Raw genomic sequence first — 13860 nt, forward strand, 5'->3', positions numbered from 1 at the left:
GGGTTCATGGATCGCACTCCTTCAACAGCTACAAGCTGAGATTTCAAAACGAGTTCCGACGGGTAAAGGAAAGTCTAATCCAGCAGAGCAGCGTTACTGGGTCAACCGAGGTTGGATCTACATGTACTTCGTCCCGGAAAACACCGCTCGTGCACCCTTCATCAAACTCAAAGTGAAAAAATCCGGGGATCAGGTTAGGCAGGAGATCGCTCATGAGGAAGCGATGGCTCTTATCAGGGTAATTTTACAAATCCTGGCCGCGCTTTTTGGTGCCGCCGCCGGTTACTCGGCTAAGCCCGGCAACCCAAGGGGCAAAGGGTACGCCGAATACGATCAAGAGAAAGAATTCCCATTCTTGTTTTCCAATGAGCCTGATGGCGATCCACTGCATTCCCTTCTGGCTGCCAAACTCTCATCGCCGAGTGTGGGGCAGACAGCAGAATTGGCATGAGTAGGTGACCTGAGGTTTAGGACAAAATTAGTACAAAACCCAGGCCGGTTTGGGCCGCTGCAGACCATTTATTTCAGGGCCTCCTCCCGAATTTAGCGGTCTGGAGCGGCCTGGGAAGGAACCTTACAGGGTTCAAATCCCTTCTTCACCGCCACATTCTACGAAAAGCCCCCACGCTGAAAAGCTCGGGGGCTTTTTGTTTCAAGGCCCATTGGGCCGGCTGCACAGCCCCTGTGGCAGCGGGCATGCCGGCGATAGGCCGCAAGCAGCCCTGAATATCAGAAGCTGACCGAAGCTGACAGCCGGGCAGTGCGCGGCGCGCCCTGGAACAGGTAGTTGTCACCCAGGTAGTCGCCCACATCGCGCCAGTAACGCTTGTCGAACAGGTTGTCCACCGTCAGCCGCAATACCGTGTCATACCCCCCGACCCGTGTGCGATAGCGGCTGCCTACATCGAATACCGTGTACCCACCAACCGCCACATTCCCCGCCTGGCTCGCATACTTGCTGGCGCTGTAGCGTGCGCCGCCCAGCAACGCCAGCCCTGCGACCGGCAGGGTGTATTCGGCGTGCAGGGCTGCGCGCAAGCGTGGCACGTTGATCGCCTGGTGCCCTTCATAGTCGGGCGTGCCGCTGTCCTGCACCCGCGCCCGAATGGCCGCTGCGCTGGCTTGCACCTGCAGCCTGCGGGTCAGCCAGCCGCTGGCACCCAGTTCCAGGCCGATGTTCTTCTGCTGGCCTTGCTGCACGTAAGTGAAGCTGCCGGCGCCGTCGGGGCGCGCATACTGATAGGCCTGGCGAATCTGAAACAGCGCGGCGCTGAGGCTCAGCGCCTGCCAGTCGTGCTTGAGGCCCAGCTCCAGCTGGTGTGACGTTGTCGGCGCGAGGATTTCGGCGGCGTTGCTGGCGAACCAGGGCGCCGTCCCGCCAGCAGACAACCCCTTGGCGTAGCTGGCATACACGGTGGTCTCCGGCTGCGGCTTGTAGATGAGCGCAGCATTGGGCAGCAGCTGGTATTGGCGGGTATGGCGCCCGGCAACGCCGGTCTCGTCCCAGGTCTGTTCGTCCAGGCGTACCTCACGGGCACCCAGCACGGTTTGCCAATGCTCGTTGAAACGGATGCTGTCGCTGACGAACAGGCCGTACTGGCGGCTGTCCAGGCGGCGCTGGCTGGCGCCAAGCGGCTGGTCGGACGGCTCGAAAGCCGGGGCCCCGGTGTCGATGTTGCCGGTACCCAGCCACGCGTTGTAATACGGGCGCTGGTCCAGCGTACGCCGCTGGGCGCTGCTGCCCACGGTCAGTTCGTGGCCCACCCCCAGGCCATCGAAGCGCCCGGTGAGCAGGGCCTGGGCCTCGTCGGTGCGGCGGGTGTCGTCTGGGCTGCGGTAGTCGTAGATGTCGTAATCACCCGTGCTGCCGAAGTACGCGCCTTCACTCGAGCCCCAGGCAAACGCGCTGTAGTCATCGATCACCACCTTGCTGCGCGAAGCGCTGAGGGTGCCGGTCCAGCTGTCGTTGAAGCGGTACTCGAAGCGCCCGCCCAGGTTCAGCGAGTCGTTCTGCACCGGCTTTGCCCAGTGCTGGTAGGCCAGCCGGTCATCCGGGTCGATGCCGTGCGGCACTGCGCTGCCGCCGAGCAACTGGTAACCGGGCACCGAGCGCTGTTCGCGGTGCTGGTATTCAGCGTCCAGCTGCAGGGTGGCGTCGGGGCTGATCTGCCAGTCGAAGGCCAGCGAGGCGAAGTTGCGCTGGCCATCGGCATGGTCGACGTACGAGCGCAGGTCTTCATGGGCCAGGTTGGCGCGCAGGCCGAACTGCTGTTCGCTGCCAAACCAGCCGCCAAGGTCGGTGGCCAGGTAGCGCTCGCCCTGTTCGTTGGTCGACAGCGTAAGGTTGCGCACCGCTTCAGCGCGCTTGGTCACGTAGTTGATCAAGCCGCCGGGGGCCGCTACGCCGCTCTGAAGCCCGGACAGCCCCTTGAGCAGTTCCACCTGCTGCTTGTTCTCCAGGGCCACGCTCTGTTCGCCGGCGATGGTCTGGCCGTTGATGCGGTAGCTGCTGGCCGGGTTCAGCGCAAAGCCCCGCACATTGAAGTTTTCGTAGTAACCGATGGGGGCATAGCTTTCGCCAACCGACGCGTCGCTTTGCAGCACCTGGCTGAGCATGCGCACTTGGCGGTCTTCCAGCAGTGGCTGGCTGAACACACTGATCGAAGCCGGGGTGTCGAGCAGAGAGGCGGGCTGGAAGCCACCCACTGCAGCCTCGCTGGCCTGGTAGCCGTCGTTGGCGTAGGTATCGACGACCTGCACCGGGGCCAGCAGCACGCTGCCCTGGGCGAGCACGGCAGGGCACTGCAAGGCCAGGCCCAGGCCGAGCAGGCTCAGGGGCAGGCGGGGAGGACGCGGGGGCATGCGGGGGGCTCCTGAAGGCGCGACAGGCCGGCAAAAAGGCGGCATCTTACCAGCCGCCTTGACCCCAAGACGATCCACGCGTTGCGCCACGCTGTCAGGCAGATGCGCCTGGCCGTTGTGCTGGCGCCAGTTGCCGTCGGTTGTCGACCAGGTATCGCTGCCTGTAACAGGCGCCTAGGCCGCCCCGGCGGAGGTGCGAGCTTCGGTTTTACGCGCGGCAAGCAGCCATGCCAGCAATGCCAGGGCGCCGATGACCAACCCTGCCGCGACGATGCCCAGCCAGCCTTGGCGCTGGTACAGCTGCGTGCCTAACAAAGAGCCTAGCGCCCCGCCAATGAAGTAGCAGGTGATATACCCGGCGTTGAGCCGGGTACGCGCTTCGGGCCGCAGGGCGATCACGGCGTTCTGGTTGCTCACGTGGACCAGTTGCACCGCCAGGTCGAGCATTAGCACGCCCAGCAGCAAGGCCAGCAGTGACTGTTGGGCAAACCCCAGCGGTACCCACGACAGCAGCAGTACCACCAGGCCCACGGTGGTGCCCAACTGGCCCTTGCCCCGGTCGGCCAGGCGCCCGGCCCAGTTGGCCGACAGTGCACCGGCTGCACCCGCCAGGCCGAACAGGCCGATCACCGCATCTGAATAATGGTAAGGAGGGTTTGCCAGCAGGAATGCCAACGGTGTCCAGAACAGGGCGAACAAGCTGAATGCCAGCAGGCCCAGCAGCGAGCGCAGGCGCAGTACCGGCTCTTCCAGGAACAGGCGGAACACCGAGCCGATCAGCGCCGGGTACTTCAGCCCGGCGTGGCTGTGGTGTTGCGGCAGGCTGCGGTACAGCGCCACGGCGGTGATCGCCATCAGCACGGCGGCCAGCACATAGATGCTGCGCCAGCCGCCCAGTTCGGCCATGAAGCCGGCCGCGGTGCGCGCCAGCAGAATGCCCAGCAGCAGCCCGCTCATCAGTGTGCCGACCGCACGGCCGCGCTGCTGCGGCTCGCTCAGCGAGGCAGCCATGGGCACCAGAATTTGTGCCACTACCGAGAACAGGCCGGTCAACGCCGTCCCGAGGATCAGCCATGGCAGGCCAGGGGCACAGGCGCTGATGACCAGGCCGAGGGTGGCGATGACGGTCATCACGGTGATCAGCCGACGCTGCTCGAACAGGTCGCCTAGCGGTGCCAGCAGCAACAGGCCGGCGCCATAGCTGAGCTGCGCGGCAATCACGATGCTGCCGGCGCTGACGGTGCTCAGGCCGAATTGCTGGGCAATGCTGTGCAACAGCGGCTGGGCATAGTAGTTGCTGGCCACGGCCAGGCCGGTGGCGGTGGCCATCAGCAGGATCAGGGTGCGGCTGAGAGTAGGGGCGGGCATGTGTTTCTCGTAGCGGGCAGGAGCAAGAGGGGGATTATCGGCAAGCACAGGGCACGGCACCAATGCATTTGCGGGGGCGGGTGGCGCTCGATCTACAGGGTGCCACCACACCAACGGCGCAATCAGGCGGCAAAGCCACCGTCCACCGTCAAGCTGGCCCCCGTGATATACCCCGCTTCAGGCCCGGCCAGGTAGGCCACGAAGCTGGCAATTTCGTCCGCTTCGCCATACCGCCCGATTGCCATCAGCGGGATCAGGCTTTCGGCGAATTCGCCGCTGGCCGGGTTCATGTCGGTGTCCACCGGCCCTGGTTGCACGTTGTTCACGGTAATGCCCTGCGGCCCCAGGTCGCGCGCCATGCCGCGGGTCAGGCCGACCAGCGCCGACTTGCTCATGGCATAAGGCGCGCCGCCGGCAAATGGCATGCGCTCGGCATTGGTGCTGCCAATGTTGATGATGCGCCCGCCCTGGCCCATGTACCGCGCCGCTGCCTGGCTGGCGACAAAGACACTGCGTACGTTCACCGCCAACGTGCGGTCGAAATCGGCGAGGTCGAATTCGGTCAGCGGCGCGACCGTCAGTACCCCGGCATTGTTGACCAGGATATCCAGCCGGCCGAAGGCCTTCACGGTGTCGTCCACGGCCAGCTGCACGGCGGCGGCATCGGCGCTGTCGGCGCGCAGGGCCAGGGCCTTGCCGCCGTTGTCGCCGATTTCCCGTGCCAGGTCTTCTGCCGGCCCGGCAGAGCTGACATAGGTGAAGGCCACTTGCGCACCCTCGCGGGCCAGGCGCCGCACGATAGCCGCACCAATACCCCGGGAACCGCCCTGTACCAGGGCCACCTTGCCTTCGAGTGTAAGTTGCTTGGACATGCTGATCTCCTGCTGGAAGCCAGGCTGGAATGCCTTGGATAGGCGCAGTATCGGCGCTCGATTACCTGCTGATAAGATGGCAATCACTATAAGCAGAGTAAACCTTTGGTTGCCAATCATGGCCATGGAATCGTTCAACGCGTTGGAATGCTTCATCCGCAGTGCTGAGGTGGGCAGCTTTGCCGAAGCGGCCAGGCGATTGCGTATCACCCCCGCTGCCGTGGGCAAGCACGTTGCGCAGTTGGAGGCGCGCCTGGGGGTGCGGTTGTTCCAGCGTAGTACCCGCAAGCTGACCTTGACCGAAGCAGGGCAGCGTTTTCTTGGCGAGGTAAGCGACAGCTTTCGCACCATCCAGTATGCGGTGGCCAACCTGGCCAGTGCCGAAGGGCAACCGGCCGGGCTGCTGCGGGTCAGCATGGGCACGGTGTTCGGGCGTTTGTACGTGCTGCCCTTGCTGGGCGAGTTTCTGCGCCGCTACCCCGCCATTACCCCGGACTGGCATTTCGATAACCGCCAGGTCGACCTGATCGGCCAGGGCTTCGACGCGGCCATTGGCGGTGGTTTTGAATTGCCGCCGGGGGTGGTGGCGCGCAAGTTGACCCCGGCGCACCGGGTGCTGGTGGCGGCGCCGGCGTACCTGCAGCGGCATGCACAGATCGATGAGCCGCCCGTGTTGCAGCGCCATGACGGCATTCTGATCCGCTCGCCGCAGACCGGGCGGGTGCGCTCGTGGCCGTTGACCAGCCGCTGGCAGGGACAGCAGCCATTGCTCTTGCGCCAGGCCATGACCATGAGCGATTCGGACGCTGCCTGCGCGGTGGCCGAGCAGGGGCTGGGGATTGCGCTGGTGAGTTTGCCGTTCGCGGTGCCCTACCTGCAGGCCGGCCGGTTGCAGCGGGTGTTGCCGGACTGGTATGTGGACGATGGGCATATCAGCCTGTATTTCGCCGAGCACAAGCTGTTGCCGGGCAAGACCCGTGCATTCGTCGATTTCATCGTCGAGCAGTTCGCCGAGCAGGGCCTGGCGGGGCGCTTCGATGCCCTGCAGTGTTAGTAGGCGTCAGGCAACATCAACGACGAACAGTACCTGCACTCCCAGGCTCACCTCATCGTCCACCCGCTTACCCAGCAACACTTGCCCCAGCGGCGAGCGCGGCGTGATCACTGTCACCAGCCCGTCTGCTGCGGCAATCTTCAGGCCGGCAGCCTCAGGCCCCAGAAACACCCGACGTTGTTCGCCGGCCTCATCCTCCAGGGTCACCAGGTTGCTCACCTGCACCCCGCGCGCCGGGTCGTAGTCGCGCAGCAGCAGTTGCTGGTAAATCAGCAGCGCCTGGCGGATTTGCGCACTGCGTCGGGCTTGCCCGGTGGCCAGGTACGAGGCCTCCAGGCCCAGGGTGTCGTACTTGTTCTCGGCGATGTTCTCTTCCGCCGTGGCGGCTTCATAGGCGGTTTGGGCCGCACGGGTCAGCACGTCCAGGTCATGTTCCAGGGTGGCGACGATCTGTGCCAGCAGGTGGGGCTTGCGCGTGGTCAATAACAGAACTCCAGCACGTTGGCCTGGCTTTTGTCGGTAGGTGCAGTGCGATTCTGTTGCAGCCAGAACTGGCACTTGGGGCTGTTCAGGTTGCGCGGGTTGCCCTGCGCAGCCTCAGTGGCCTGTTGTTGTTCCTGTTGCTGCAGCATGTGCTTGTAGCGCTCGAACATTTCAGCTTGCGCGTCGGCCGGTTGCACCGGTGCCGGTGCCGCGGCTTGTTGCTCGGGCGGGAGCGGCCACAGTTGCTGCGCCAGCCACAGGCTAAGGGCAATCGCCATTGCGCCAAGCCATAGGCCCAAAGCCACGCACAGTATCAACTGCAACGGCTTCAGGGTGATGGTCAATTCACGGCGGCGGGGCATGGCGGCCTCCTTGGCAAAGTGGGCGGGGTGCATTGTCGCATGCTGTCGGGCAGAATCCGCGTTTTTACGCAAGTTAAAGGGAACGGCGCATGAAAGCCACCTGGGACATCTTCTGCAGCGTGGTCGACAACTACGGCGATATTGGCGTGACCTGGCGCCTGGCCCGGCAGTTGGTGGCCGAGCATGGCCTGGCGGTGCGCCTGTGGGTGGATGATCTCAACGCCTTCACGCCGATGTGCCCCGGCGCCGACGCCAACGCGGCGCAGCAGTGGCAGCAGGGGGTGGAGGGACGCCAGTGGCCGGCGGCCTGGTTGCCGGTAGCGCCTGCCGATGTGGTGATCGGTGCCTTCGCCTGCCAGTTGCCAGCGGCTTATGTCGAGGCCATGCGGGTCTGCCCCCGGCCACCCCTGTGGTTGAACCTTGAATACCTCAGTGCCGAGGATTGGGTAGCGGGTTGCCATGGTCTGCCGTCGCCGCAGGCAAATGGCTTGCGCAAAGTGTTCTTCTTCCCCGGCTTCACCGAAAACACCGGTGGCCTGCTGCGCGAGGCTGAGCTGCTGGCCCGGCGCGACGCGTTGCAACAGTCGGCTGCTGCCCGGCAGGCGTTCCTGCAGGGGTTGGCTGTAAGCCCAGCGCCCGGGGCTCTGCTGATTAGCCTGTTCGCCTATGAAAACCCGCAACTGGGCAACTGGCTCGATGCCTTGGCTGCCGGTGACCAAGCCTGCCACCTGCTGGTGCCGCAAGGCCGTGTGGTCGCCGGCCTCAGCCACTGGCTCGGCGAGGCGCCGCTGCAGGTCGGGCAGGTGCGCACGCGTGGTGCGCTGACCGTGCAGGTGTTGCCGTTCGTCAGCCAGGATGATTTCGATCGGCTGCTGTGGTGCTGCGACTTCAATGCGGTGCGGGGCGAGGATTCGTTCGTGCGGGCGCAGTGGGCCGGGCAGCCCATGCTGTGGCACATCTACGTGCAGGACGAGAATGCTCACTGGGAAAAGCTCGAAGCGTTTCTGGCGCTTTATCGACGCGGCTTGTCAACCGATGCCGGCGCCGCGTTGCTGGGCCTGTGGCGGGCCTGGAACATGGACCAGGACATGGGCCAGGCCTGGCAGGCAGCCCGCCGGCATTGGCCGGAACTGCAGCAGCACGCCCGGTGCTGGGCGGCGCAACAGGCCGCTCAGCCGGACCTTGCCACGGCGCTAGTACACTTTTATGGAAATTCGCTATGATATGCGGCCTCGATTTTTATAAATCCATCCAGATTCGGATACTTCGTAATGAAAACTGGTAAAGAACTGAAACCCGGTACCGTGCTGCGCATCGACAACGACCCGTGGCTGGTTCAAAAAGCTGAGTTCACCAAGTCGGGCCGTAACAGCGCGATCATGAAGACCAAGCTGAAGAACCTGCTGACCGGCTACAAGACCGAAACCGTATACGGTGCAGACGACAAGCTGGACGACGTCATCCTGGACCGCAAAGAAGCGACCCTGTCGTTCATCAGCGGTGATTCGTACACCTTCATGGACACCAGCGACTACACCATGTACGAGCTGAACGAAGAAGACATCGAAGCTGTTCTGCCTTACATCGAAGAAGGCATGGAAGACGTCTGCGAAGCCGTGTTCTTCGAAGGCCGCCTGGTATCGGTTGAACTGCCGACCACCATCAGCCGTCAGGTTGTCTACACCGAGAACGCTGCGCGCGGCGACACCTCGGGCAAGGTCATGAAGCCTGCCAAACTGAAGAACGGTACCGAGATTTCGGTTGCTGACTTCATCCAGATCGACGAGTGGATCGACATCGACACCCGCGACAACAGCTTCAAGGGCCGTTCCAAGAAGTAATGCTTCTTGTGAAAGGCAAAAAACCCGGCTTCGGCCGGGTTTTTTTGTGTCTGCCAAGTGTGCATCACTGCACCTGGAGGGCAGGCTTAAACGGCTACGTGCAGCCGCACATCCACATTGCCGCGGGTGGCGTTGGAGTACGGGCACACCTTGTGCGCCTTTTCCACCAGCGCTTCGGCGTCGGCCTGGGCCAGGCCGGGCAGGTTGATGTGCAGATCGATGTCCAGGCCGAAACCGCCCGGAATCTGGCCAATCCCCACCTTGGCGGTGATCGAAGCATCGGCCGGCAAAGCTTTTTTCTCTTGCCCTGCCACGAACTTCAAGGCGCCGATGAAGCACGCCGAGTAGCCGGCGGCAAACATCTGCTCAGGGTTGGTGCCGTCACCGCCAGCCCCACCCAGCTCTTTCGGGGTGCTCAGCTTGACGTCCAGCTTGCCGTCGCTGGAACGGGATTTACCGTCGCGCCCACCGGTGGAGGTAGCTTCTGCGATGTACAGCGGAGTGACCTTTTGCATCTTGAGCCTCGCTAATGCGCTGTGCGCTCCCGTTAGCGGGAGGACGCGGGTTGGTGTGGAATTTAAATTAGCGCGCAATTAGTTAGCGCGCAAGATAAATATTCACCGCTCAGCCGAACGGCCATTGCCCAGCATAGCCGCTAAAGGTTTTTCTGCAGGTTCTCGCGCAGGTCCAGCAACTCGGCCTGCAACTGCTGCAACTGCTCAAGGCTGCGACCGCTGGCCTTGAGGATGCACTGCGGCACTTCCTTTGCCCGCTGCTGCAGGGCGCGGCCTTTGTCGGTGAGTTGCACCAGTACCACCCGTTCGTCCTCGCGGCTGCGGTTGCGCTGTAACAGGCCTTCGCTTTCCAGGCGCTTGAGCAGCGGGGTCAGTGAGCCCGGGTCGGTCAGCAGGTGCTGGCTGATTTCACCCACGGTCAGGCCGTCATGCTCCCACAGCACGAGCATGGCCAGGTATTGCGGGTAGGTCAGACCCAGGGCCTGCAGCAGCGGTTTGTAGACCTTGGTCATCAGCAACGAGGTGGAATGCAGGGCGAAACAGACCTGGTTGTCCAGCAGCAGCTCGTCACAGGAAGCTTGGGTGTCGGCGTTCATGCACGTCCTTGAAGGTAATCAATGGGAAATCCTGGCACGTTGAGCGTCACTGCACGCATCACTCGCGCAGTCCGCTGCGCAGGGCCAGGTCCCAGGGTGGAATCGGACTGAAGCGGCTCTTGAGAAATTCGAGCAGCAAACGGCTGCGAGAGTTCGTTTCATGTTCCAGGCGTAGCGCGTAAATGCCGCTGCTTTCAGCCTGGGGCAGGCCTGCGTCACAAAACAGTGGCACCAGTTCGCCGCGCAGCAGGTACTCGCTGATCAGCCAGGTGGGCAAATGGGCGATGCCCAGGCCCGCCAGCGCACCGAACAACAGGGTTTCGGCGTTGTTGGCGGCCATGCGCATGCGGGCCGGGCGGTAAAGGCGGGTTTGCCCGGCGACCTCGAAACGCCACGCGTACGGGGGGGCCAGGCCGTCCCAATCCAGGCCATCATGGCCGGGCAGTTCGCTGGGGCAGCTGGGCATGCCGCGGCTGGCCAGGTAGGTGGGGCTGGCGCAGGCGATGCGCACCATGTAGGCCAGTGGCGTGGCGACCAGGCGGGTATCGGCCAACGGGCCGGCACGCAACACCAGGTCCACTTCGCCCAGGTGGCTGCCATGCAGGTCGACAAAGCTGTCGATCAGGCGCAGATGCACGTCCAGGCCCGGGTAGGCCAGCAGGAAGTCGGCAATGGCCGGGGCCAGGTGGCGGCGGCCGAACGCGGCGGGGGCGTCGATGCGGATCAGCCCTTCCGGAGCATTGCTCAGCGACACTGCCTCGGCACGGGCCAGGCGCAGTTCCTCGATGATGCGCTTGGCCCGCTCGGCAAAGGCGTGGCCCGCCGGGGTGGCGCGCACGGCATGGGTGCTGCGGGTAAACAGGCGGCTGCCCACGGCGGCTTCGAGGGCGTCAATGCGCCGCGCCACCGCAGACGGGGTCAGCGGGTAGCGGCGGGCGGCGGCAGAAAAACTGCCGCTTTGCAGCACGTCCAGGAACAGGCTTAGCTGCTCGGTGAGAGTATCGGGGCTCATGGTTGCCTTGCTTTTGCACAATACGCACAGCCATTGTGCGCTGCTGTGCGTTTCCCCGCTAGCGCACACTGGTTAGCATGCCGCTATCAACTTTGCTGGCGAACGAGGCCCTGATGATCGAGTGGTTGCTGTATATCGTGCTGGGCGCTGCCCTGGGCACCATGGGGGGCCTGTTCGGCATAGGCGGTGGGCTGATCGCGATCCCGGCGCTGGGCGTGCTGTTCGGCCTGGACCAGCAACTGGCGCAGGGCACTGCGCTGGTCATGGTGGTGCCGAATGTGTTGCTGGCGTTGTGGCGTTATCACCAGCGCAATCGCATCGAGTTGCGCCACGCCCTGCCGCTGTCGTTGTGCAGTTTCGTGTTCGCCTGGCTGGGTTCGATCTGGGCCGTGGGGCTGGATGCGCATTCCATGCGCCTGGGCTTTGTCGGCTTTTTGGTGGCGCTGGCGGTGTGGAACGTGGCGCGGATGTTCATGAAAGTGGCGCCAGCCAGTGCCGAACTGCGTTATGCCTGGCCTTGGCTGGGGGTGCTGGGCAGCTTTGCCGGTACCATGGGCGGGCTGTTCGGGGTGGGTGGCGCCGTGGTAGCCACGCCGATCCTGACCAGTGTGTTCGGCACTACCCAGGTGGTGGCCCAAGGACTGTCGCTGGCATTGGCGGCGCCGAGCACCCTGGTGACCCTGGTGACCTATGGCGTGCATCACAGTGTTGACTGGGGGGTAGGGTTGCCGTTGGCGGTGGGCGGCCTGCTCAGTATCAGCTGGGGGGTGAAGCTGGCCCATGCGCTGCCAGAGAAGGTGCTACGGGCGATGTTCTGCGTGTTCCTGGTGGTGTGTGCGGTGATGCTCGGATTCGAGCTTTGAGCGTTTGACCGCGCCGGTGGGGCGAGCGCCGCGCAGGCGGCGCTTCGCGGCACCAGGCCGAGGGGGTATGGCGCCGAGGGTCAGCGCCGTACTTGCTTCAGTGTTTCGGCAATCAGGAACGCCAGCTCCAGCGACTGGTCGGCATTCATCCGTGGGTCGCAGTGGGTGTGATACCGGTCTGACAGGGCATCTTCGGTGATTGGCCGTGCGCCACCGATGCACTCGGTCACATTCTGCCCGGTCATCTCGATATGAATGCCGCCGGCATGACTGCCTTCGGCCTGGTGCACCTGGAAGAACTGCTTCACCTCGTCGAGGATCTGCGCAAAATCCCGGGTCTTGTAGCCACTGCTGGCCTTGATGGTATTGCCGTGCATGGGGTCGGAGCTCCACAGCACCTTGCGCCCCTCGCGCTCTACGCAGCGGATCAGCCCTGGCAGGTGGTCGCCGACCTTGCCCGCGCCCATGCGTACGATCAGGTTCAGGCGCCCTGGGTCGTTGGCCGGGTTGAGGGTGTCGATCAGGCGGAGCAGCTCCTCGGGGTTCATGCTGGGGCCGACCTTGACCCCGATCGGGTTGTGCACCCCGCGCAGGAACTCGACATGGGCGCCGTCCAGCTGGCGGGTGCGGTCGCCGATCCACAGCATGTGCGCCGAGCAGTCGTAGTAGTCGCCGGTCAGGCTGTCCTGGCGCACGAAGGCCTCTTCATAGTTCAGCAGCAGCGCTTCGTGGGCGGTGAAGAAGCTGGTTTCACGCAGCTGCGGCGCGCTGTCCAGGCCACAGGCACGCATGAACGCCAGGGTTTCGTCGATGCGGTTGGCCAACTGGTGGTACTTGTCGGCCAGCGCCGAGTTGGCGATGAAGTCCAGGTTCCACTTGTGCACCTGGTGCAGGTCGGCAAAACCGCCCTGGGCGAAGGCCCGCAGCAGGTTGAGGCTGGCGGTGGCCTGGTGGTAGGCCTGCAGCAGGCGCTCCGGGTCGGGGATGCGGCTCTTGGCGTCGAAGCCGATGCCGTTGACGATGTCGCCCCGGTAAGCGGGCAGGGTGACGGTGCCGATGGTTTCATCGCCCGCCGAGCGTGGCTTGGCGAACTGCCCGGCCATGCGCCCGACCTTGACCACCGGGCAGCCCGCGGCAAATGTCATGACGATGGCCATTTGCAGCAGCACCTTGAAGGTGTCGCGGATTTTTGCCGCTGAAAACTCGGCGAAGCTCTCGGCGCAGTCGCCGCCTTGCAGCAGGAACGCGCGGCCTTCGGTCACTTCGGCAAACTGCCGGCGCAGTTCGCGCGCTTCCCCGGCGAACACCAGCGGCGGGTAGCTGGCCAGGGTCTGTTCGACCTTCAGCAGGTGCGCGGCATCGGGATAGGTCGGTTGCTGCTGGATCGGCAGGGCGCGCCAGCTGTCGGGGCTCCACGGTTGGTTCATGTCAGGCTCGGTCTGGTCGGTTGTCGGCTGGCGGCCATGGTAACAGTTGGCGCTGCGCTTGTTGCATCGGGGGCGTTGGCGGACAATGCGCGTTTTTGTGCGGGCGGGTGCAGGCATGGCGACGGAACGGCAAGAGCGGCTACTGGCGCGGGTGGAGGATGCCTTTGGCGTCATCAGCGTGTACGAAGTGGACGACTACCGCTTTCTGGAATTCGGCGATGCCATCGAGCAAAGCTGTGTGTTCACTGCCGACCCCAGCTGGTTGGAGTACGACTATACCCGCGCCATGCTGGTTGGCGCGTTGTGCCATGAACAGCCGGAAAGCGCGCTGTTCCTGGGCCTTGGCGCGGGCACGCTGACCCAGGCCTGCATGAAGTTCCTGCCGCTGGACGATATCGAAGCCATCGAGCTGCGCCCGGACGTCCCGCGCCTGGCCATGCAGTACCTGGGCCTGGACGACGACCCGCGGCTGTACGTGCGCATTGGCGATGCGCTGGAGCTGCTACCCAGCGCAGAAAAGGCCGACCTGTTGTTCGTTGACCTGTACACCGACCATGGGCCGGGGGTAGGGCACCTGGCGTGGAACTTCCTGGCGAGCTGCCAGC

At 64.1% G+C, this 13860-nt stretch carries 15 protein-coding genes; 6 read left to right on the forward strand and 9 right to left on the reverse strand.

Features of this window, described 5'->3' with window-relative positions; genetic code table 11:
- A partial coding sequence (locus G1E_RS28805) for a hypothetical protein (RefSeq protein ID WP_047150129.1) occupies positions 1-451 on the forward strand: 451 nt, incomplete at its 5' end.
- Between the two features lie 278 nt (positions 452-729).
- On the opposite strand, the gene G1E_RS22800 is transcribed toward G1E_RS28805, so the two are convergent.
- The 3 genes from G1E_RS22800 to G1E_RS22810 all read right to left on the reverse strand — a co-directional run bounded on the left by G1E_RS22800 (position 730) and on the right by G1E_RS22810 (position 5102).
- Entirely contained in the window at positions 730-2862 is a 2133-nt protein-coding gene (locus tag G1E_RS22800; protein WP_009685215.1) for a TonB-dependent siderophore receptor, read from the reverse strand.
- A gap of 174 nt (positions 2863-3036) precedes the next feature.
- Positions 3037-4230 (reverse strand): MFS transporter, encoded by a 1194-nt coding sequence (locus G1E_RS22805; protein ID WP_009685216.1) that lies wholly within the window; start codon positions 4228-4230, stop codon positions 3037-3039.
- Positions 4231-4352: 122 nt separating this feature from the next.
- On the reverse strand, positions 4353-5102 hold the full coding sequence (locus G1E_RS22810; RefSeq protein ID WP_009685217.1) for a 3-oxoacyl-ACP reductase family protein: 750 nt from the start codon (positions 5100-5102) through the stop codon (positions 4353-4355).
- Positions 5103-5220: 118 nt separating this feature from the next.
- Here G1E_RS22810 and G1E_RS22815 point away from each other — a divergent pair, with 118 nt between their 5' ends.
- Positions 5221-6156 (forward strand): LysR family transcriptional regulator, encoded by a 936-nt coding sequence (locus G1E_RS22815; RefSeq protein WP_033690894.1) that lies wholly within the window; start codon positions 5221-5223, stop codon positions 6154-6156.
- Positions 6157-6162: 6 nt separating this feature from the next.
- Here the strand turns inward: G1E_RS22815 and G1E_RS22820 are convergent, their stop codons facing one another.
- Both G1E_RS22820 and G1E_RS22825 read right to left on the reverse strand, forming a co-directional pair.
- Entirely contained in the window at positions 6163-6639 is a 477-nt protein-coding gene (locus G1E_RS22820; RefSeq protein ID WP_009685219.1) for a GreA/GreB family elongation factor, read from the reverse strand.
- The gene (locus G1E_RS22825) at positions 6636-7001 is read right to left on the reverse strand and encodes a hypothetical protein (protein ID WP_047150130.1); all 366 of its coding nucleotides are present in this window, start codon (positions 6999-7001) and stop codon (positions 6636-6638) included. The genes G1E_RS22820 and G1E_RS22825 overlap by 4 nt, the downstream gene beginning before the upstream one ends.
- 89 nt (positions 7002-7090) lie before the next feature.
- On the opposite strand from G1E_RS22825, the gene earP reads away from it, so the two are divergent.
- Together earP and efp are read left to right on the forward strand one after the other, a co-directional pair.
- On the forward strand, positions 7091-8224 hold the full coding sequence (gene earP, locus G1E_RS22830) for an elongation factor P maturation arginine rhamnosyltransferase EarP (protein WP_047150131.1): 1134 nt from the start codon (positions 7091-7093) through the stop codon (positions 8222-8224).
- Positions 8225-8272: 48 nt separating this feature from the next.
- A complete protein-coding gene (efp, locus tag G1E_RS22835; protein WP_009685223.1) occupies positions 8273-8842 on the forward strand; it encodes an elongation factor P in 570 nt (189 codons plus the stop codon).
- 86 nt (positions 8843-8928) lie between these two features.
- Here the strand turns inward: efp and G1E_RS22840 are convergent, their stop codons facing one another.
- The 3 genes from G1E_RS22840 to G1E_RS22850 form a co-directional block, all read right to left on the reverse strand.
- The gene (locus tag G1E_RS22840; RefSeq protein ID WP_009685224.1) at positions 8929-9357 is read right to left on the reverse strand and encodes an organic hydroperoxide resistance protein; all 429 of its coding nucleotides are present in this window, start codon (positions 9355-9357) and stop codon (positions 8929-8931) included.
- A gap of 140 nt (positions 9358-9497) precedes the next feature.
- Positions 9498-9953 (reverse strand): MarR family winged helix-turn-helix transcriptional regulator, encoded by a 456-nt coding sequence (locus G1E_RS22845; RefSeq protein ID WP_009685225.1) that lies wholly within the window; start codon positions 9951-9953, stop codon positions 9498-9500.
- A gap of 58 nt (positions 9954-10011) precedes the next feature.
- A complete protein-coding gene (locus G1E_RS22850; protein WP_009685226.1) occupies positions 10012-10965 on the reverse strand; it encodes a LysR family transcriptional regulator in 954 nt (317 codons plus the stop codon).
- A gap of 113 nt (positions 10966-11078) precedes the next feature.
- Between G1E_RS22850 and G1E_RS22855 the strand changes: the two genes are divergently transcribed.
- A complete protein-coding gene (locus tag G1E_RS22855; RefSeq protein ID WP_009685227.1) occupies positions 11079-11828 on the forward strand; it encodes a sulfite exporter TauE/SafE family protein in 750 nt (249 codons plus the stop codon).
- An 80-nt stretch (positions 11829-11908) separates the two neighbouring features.
- On the opposite strand, the gene G1E_RS22860 is transcribed toward G1E_RS22855, so the two are convergent.
- Entirely contained in the window at positions 11909-13255 is a 1347-nt protein-coding gene (locus G1E_RS22860; RefSeq protein WP_009685228.1) for a class II 3-deoxy-7-phosphoheptulonate synthase, read from the reverse strand.
- A gap of 115 nt (positions 13256-13370) precedes the next feature.
- On the opposite strand from G1E_RS22860, the gene G1E_RS29825 reads away from it, so the two are divergent.
- The coding region (locus G1E_RS29825) for a spermidine synthase (RefSeq protein ID WP_371259957.1) at positions 13371-13860 on the forward strand (490 nt) is incomplete at its 3' end.

The sequence above is a fragment of the Pseudomonas sp. TJI-51 genome, assembly GCF_000190455.2.
In the GTDB taxonomy this organism is placed as follows: domain Bacteria; phylum Pseudomonadota; class Gammaproteobacteria; order Pseudomonadales; family Pseudomonadaceae; genus Aquipseudomonas; species Aquipseudomonas juntendi.

What these genes read in the sequence shown, in the direction of transcription:
- G1E_RS22800 (WP_009685215.1), bottom strand. Translation starts at nt 2,862, where the DNA reads ATGCCCCCGCGTCCTCCCCGCCTGCCCCTGAGCCTGCTCGGCCTGGGC.
- G1E_RS22805 (WP_009685216.1), bottom strand. Translation starts at nt 4,230, where the DNA reads ATGCCCGCCCCTACTCTCAGCCGCACCCTGATCCTGCTGATGGCCACC.
- G1E_RS22810 (WP_009685217.1), bottom strand. Translation starts at nt 5,102, where the DNA reads ATGTCCAAGCAACTTACACTCGAAGGCAAGGTGGCCCTGGTACAGGGC.
- G1E_RS22815 (WP_033690894.1), top strand. Translation starts at nt 5,221, where the DNA reads ATGGCCATGGAATCGTTCAACGCGTTGGAATGCTTCATCCGCAGTGCT.
- G1E_RS22825 (WP_047150130.1), bottom strand. Translation starts at nt 7,001, where the DNA reads ATGCCCCGCCGCCGTGAATTGACCATCACCCTGAAGCCGTTGCAGTTG.
- earP (WP_047150131.1), top strand. Translation starts at nt 7,091, where the DNA reads ATGAAAGCCACCTGGGACATCTTCTGCAGCGTGGTCGACAACTACGGC.
- efp (WP_009685223.1), top strand. Translation starts at nt 8,273, where the DNA reads ATGAAAACTGGTAAAGAACTGAAACCCGGTACCGTGCTGCGCATCGAC.
- G1E_RS22840 (WP_009685224.1), bottom strand. Translation starts at nt 9,357, where the DNA reads ATGCAAAAGGTCACTCCGCTGTACATCGCAGAAGCTACCTCCACCGGT.
- G1E_RS22845 (WP_009685225.1), bottom strand. Translation starts at nt 9,953, where the DNA reads ATGAACGCCGACACCCAAGCTTCCTGTGACGAGCTGCTGCTGGACAAC.
- G1E_RS22850 (WP_009685226.1), bottom strand. Translation starts at nt 10,965, where the DNA reads ATGAGCCCCGATACTCTCACCGAGCAGCTAAGCCTGTTCCTGGACGTG.
- G1E_RS22855 (WP_009685227.1), top strand. Translation starts at nt 11,079, where the DNA reads ATGATCGAGTGGTTGCTGTATATCGTGCTGGGCGCTGCCCTGGGCACC.
- G1E_RS22860 (WP_009685228.1), bottom strand. Translation starts at nt 13,255, where the DNA reads ATGAACCAACCGTGGAGCCCCGACAGCTGGCGCGCCCTGCCGATCCAG.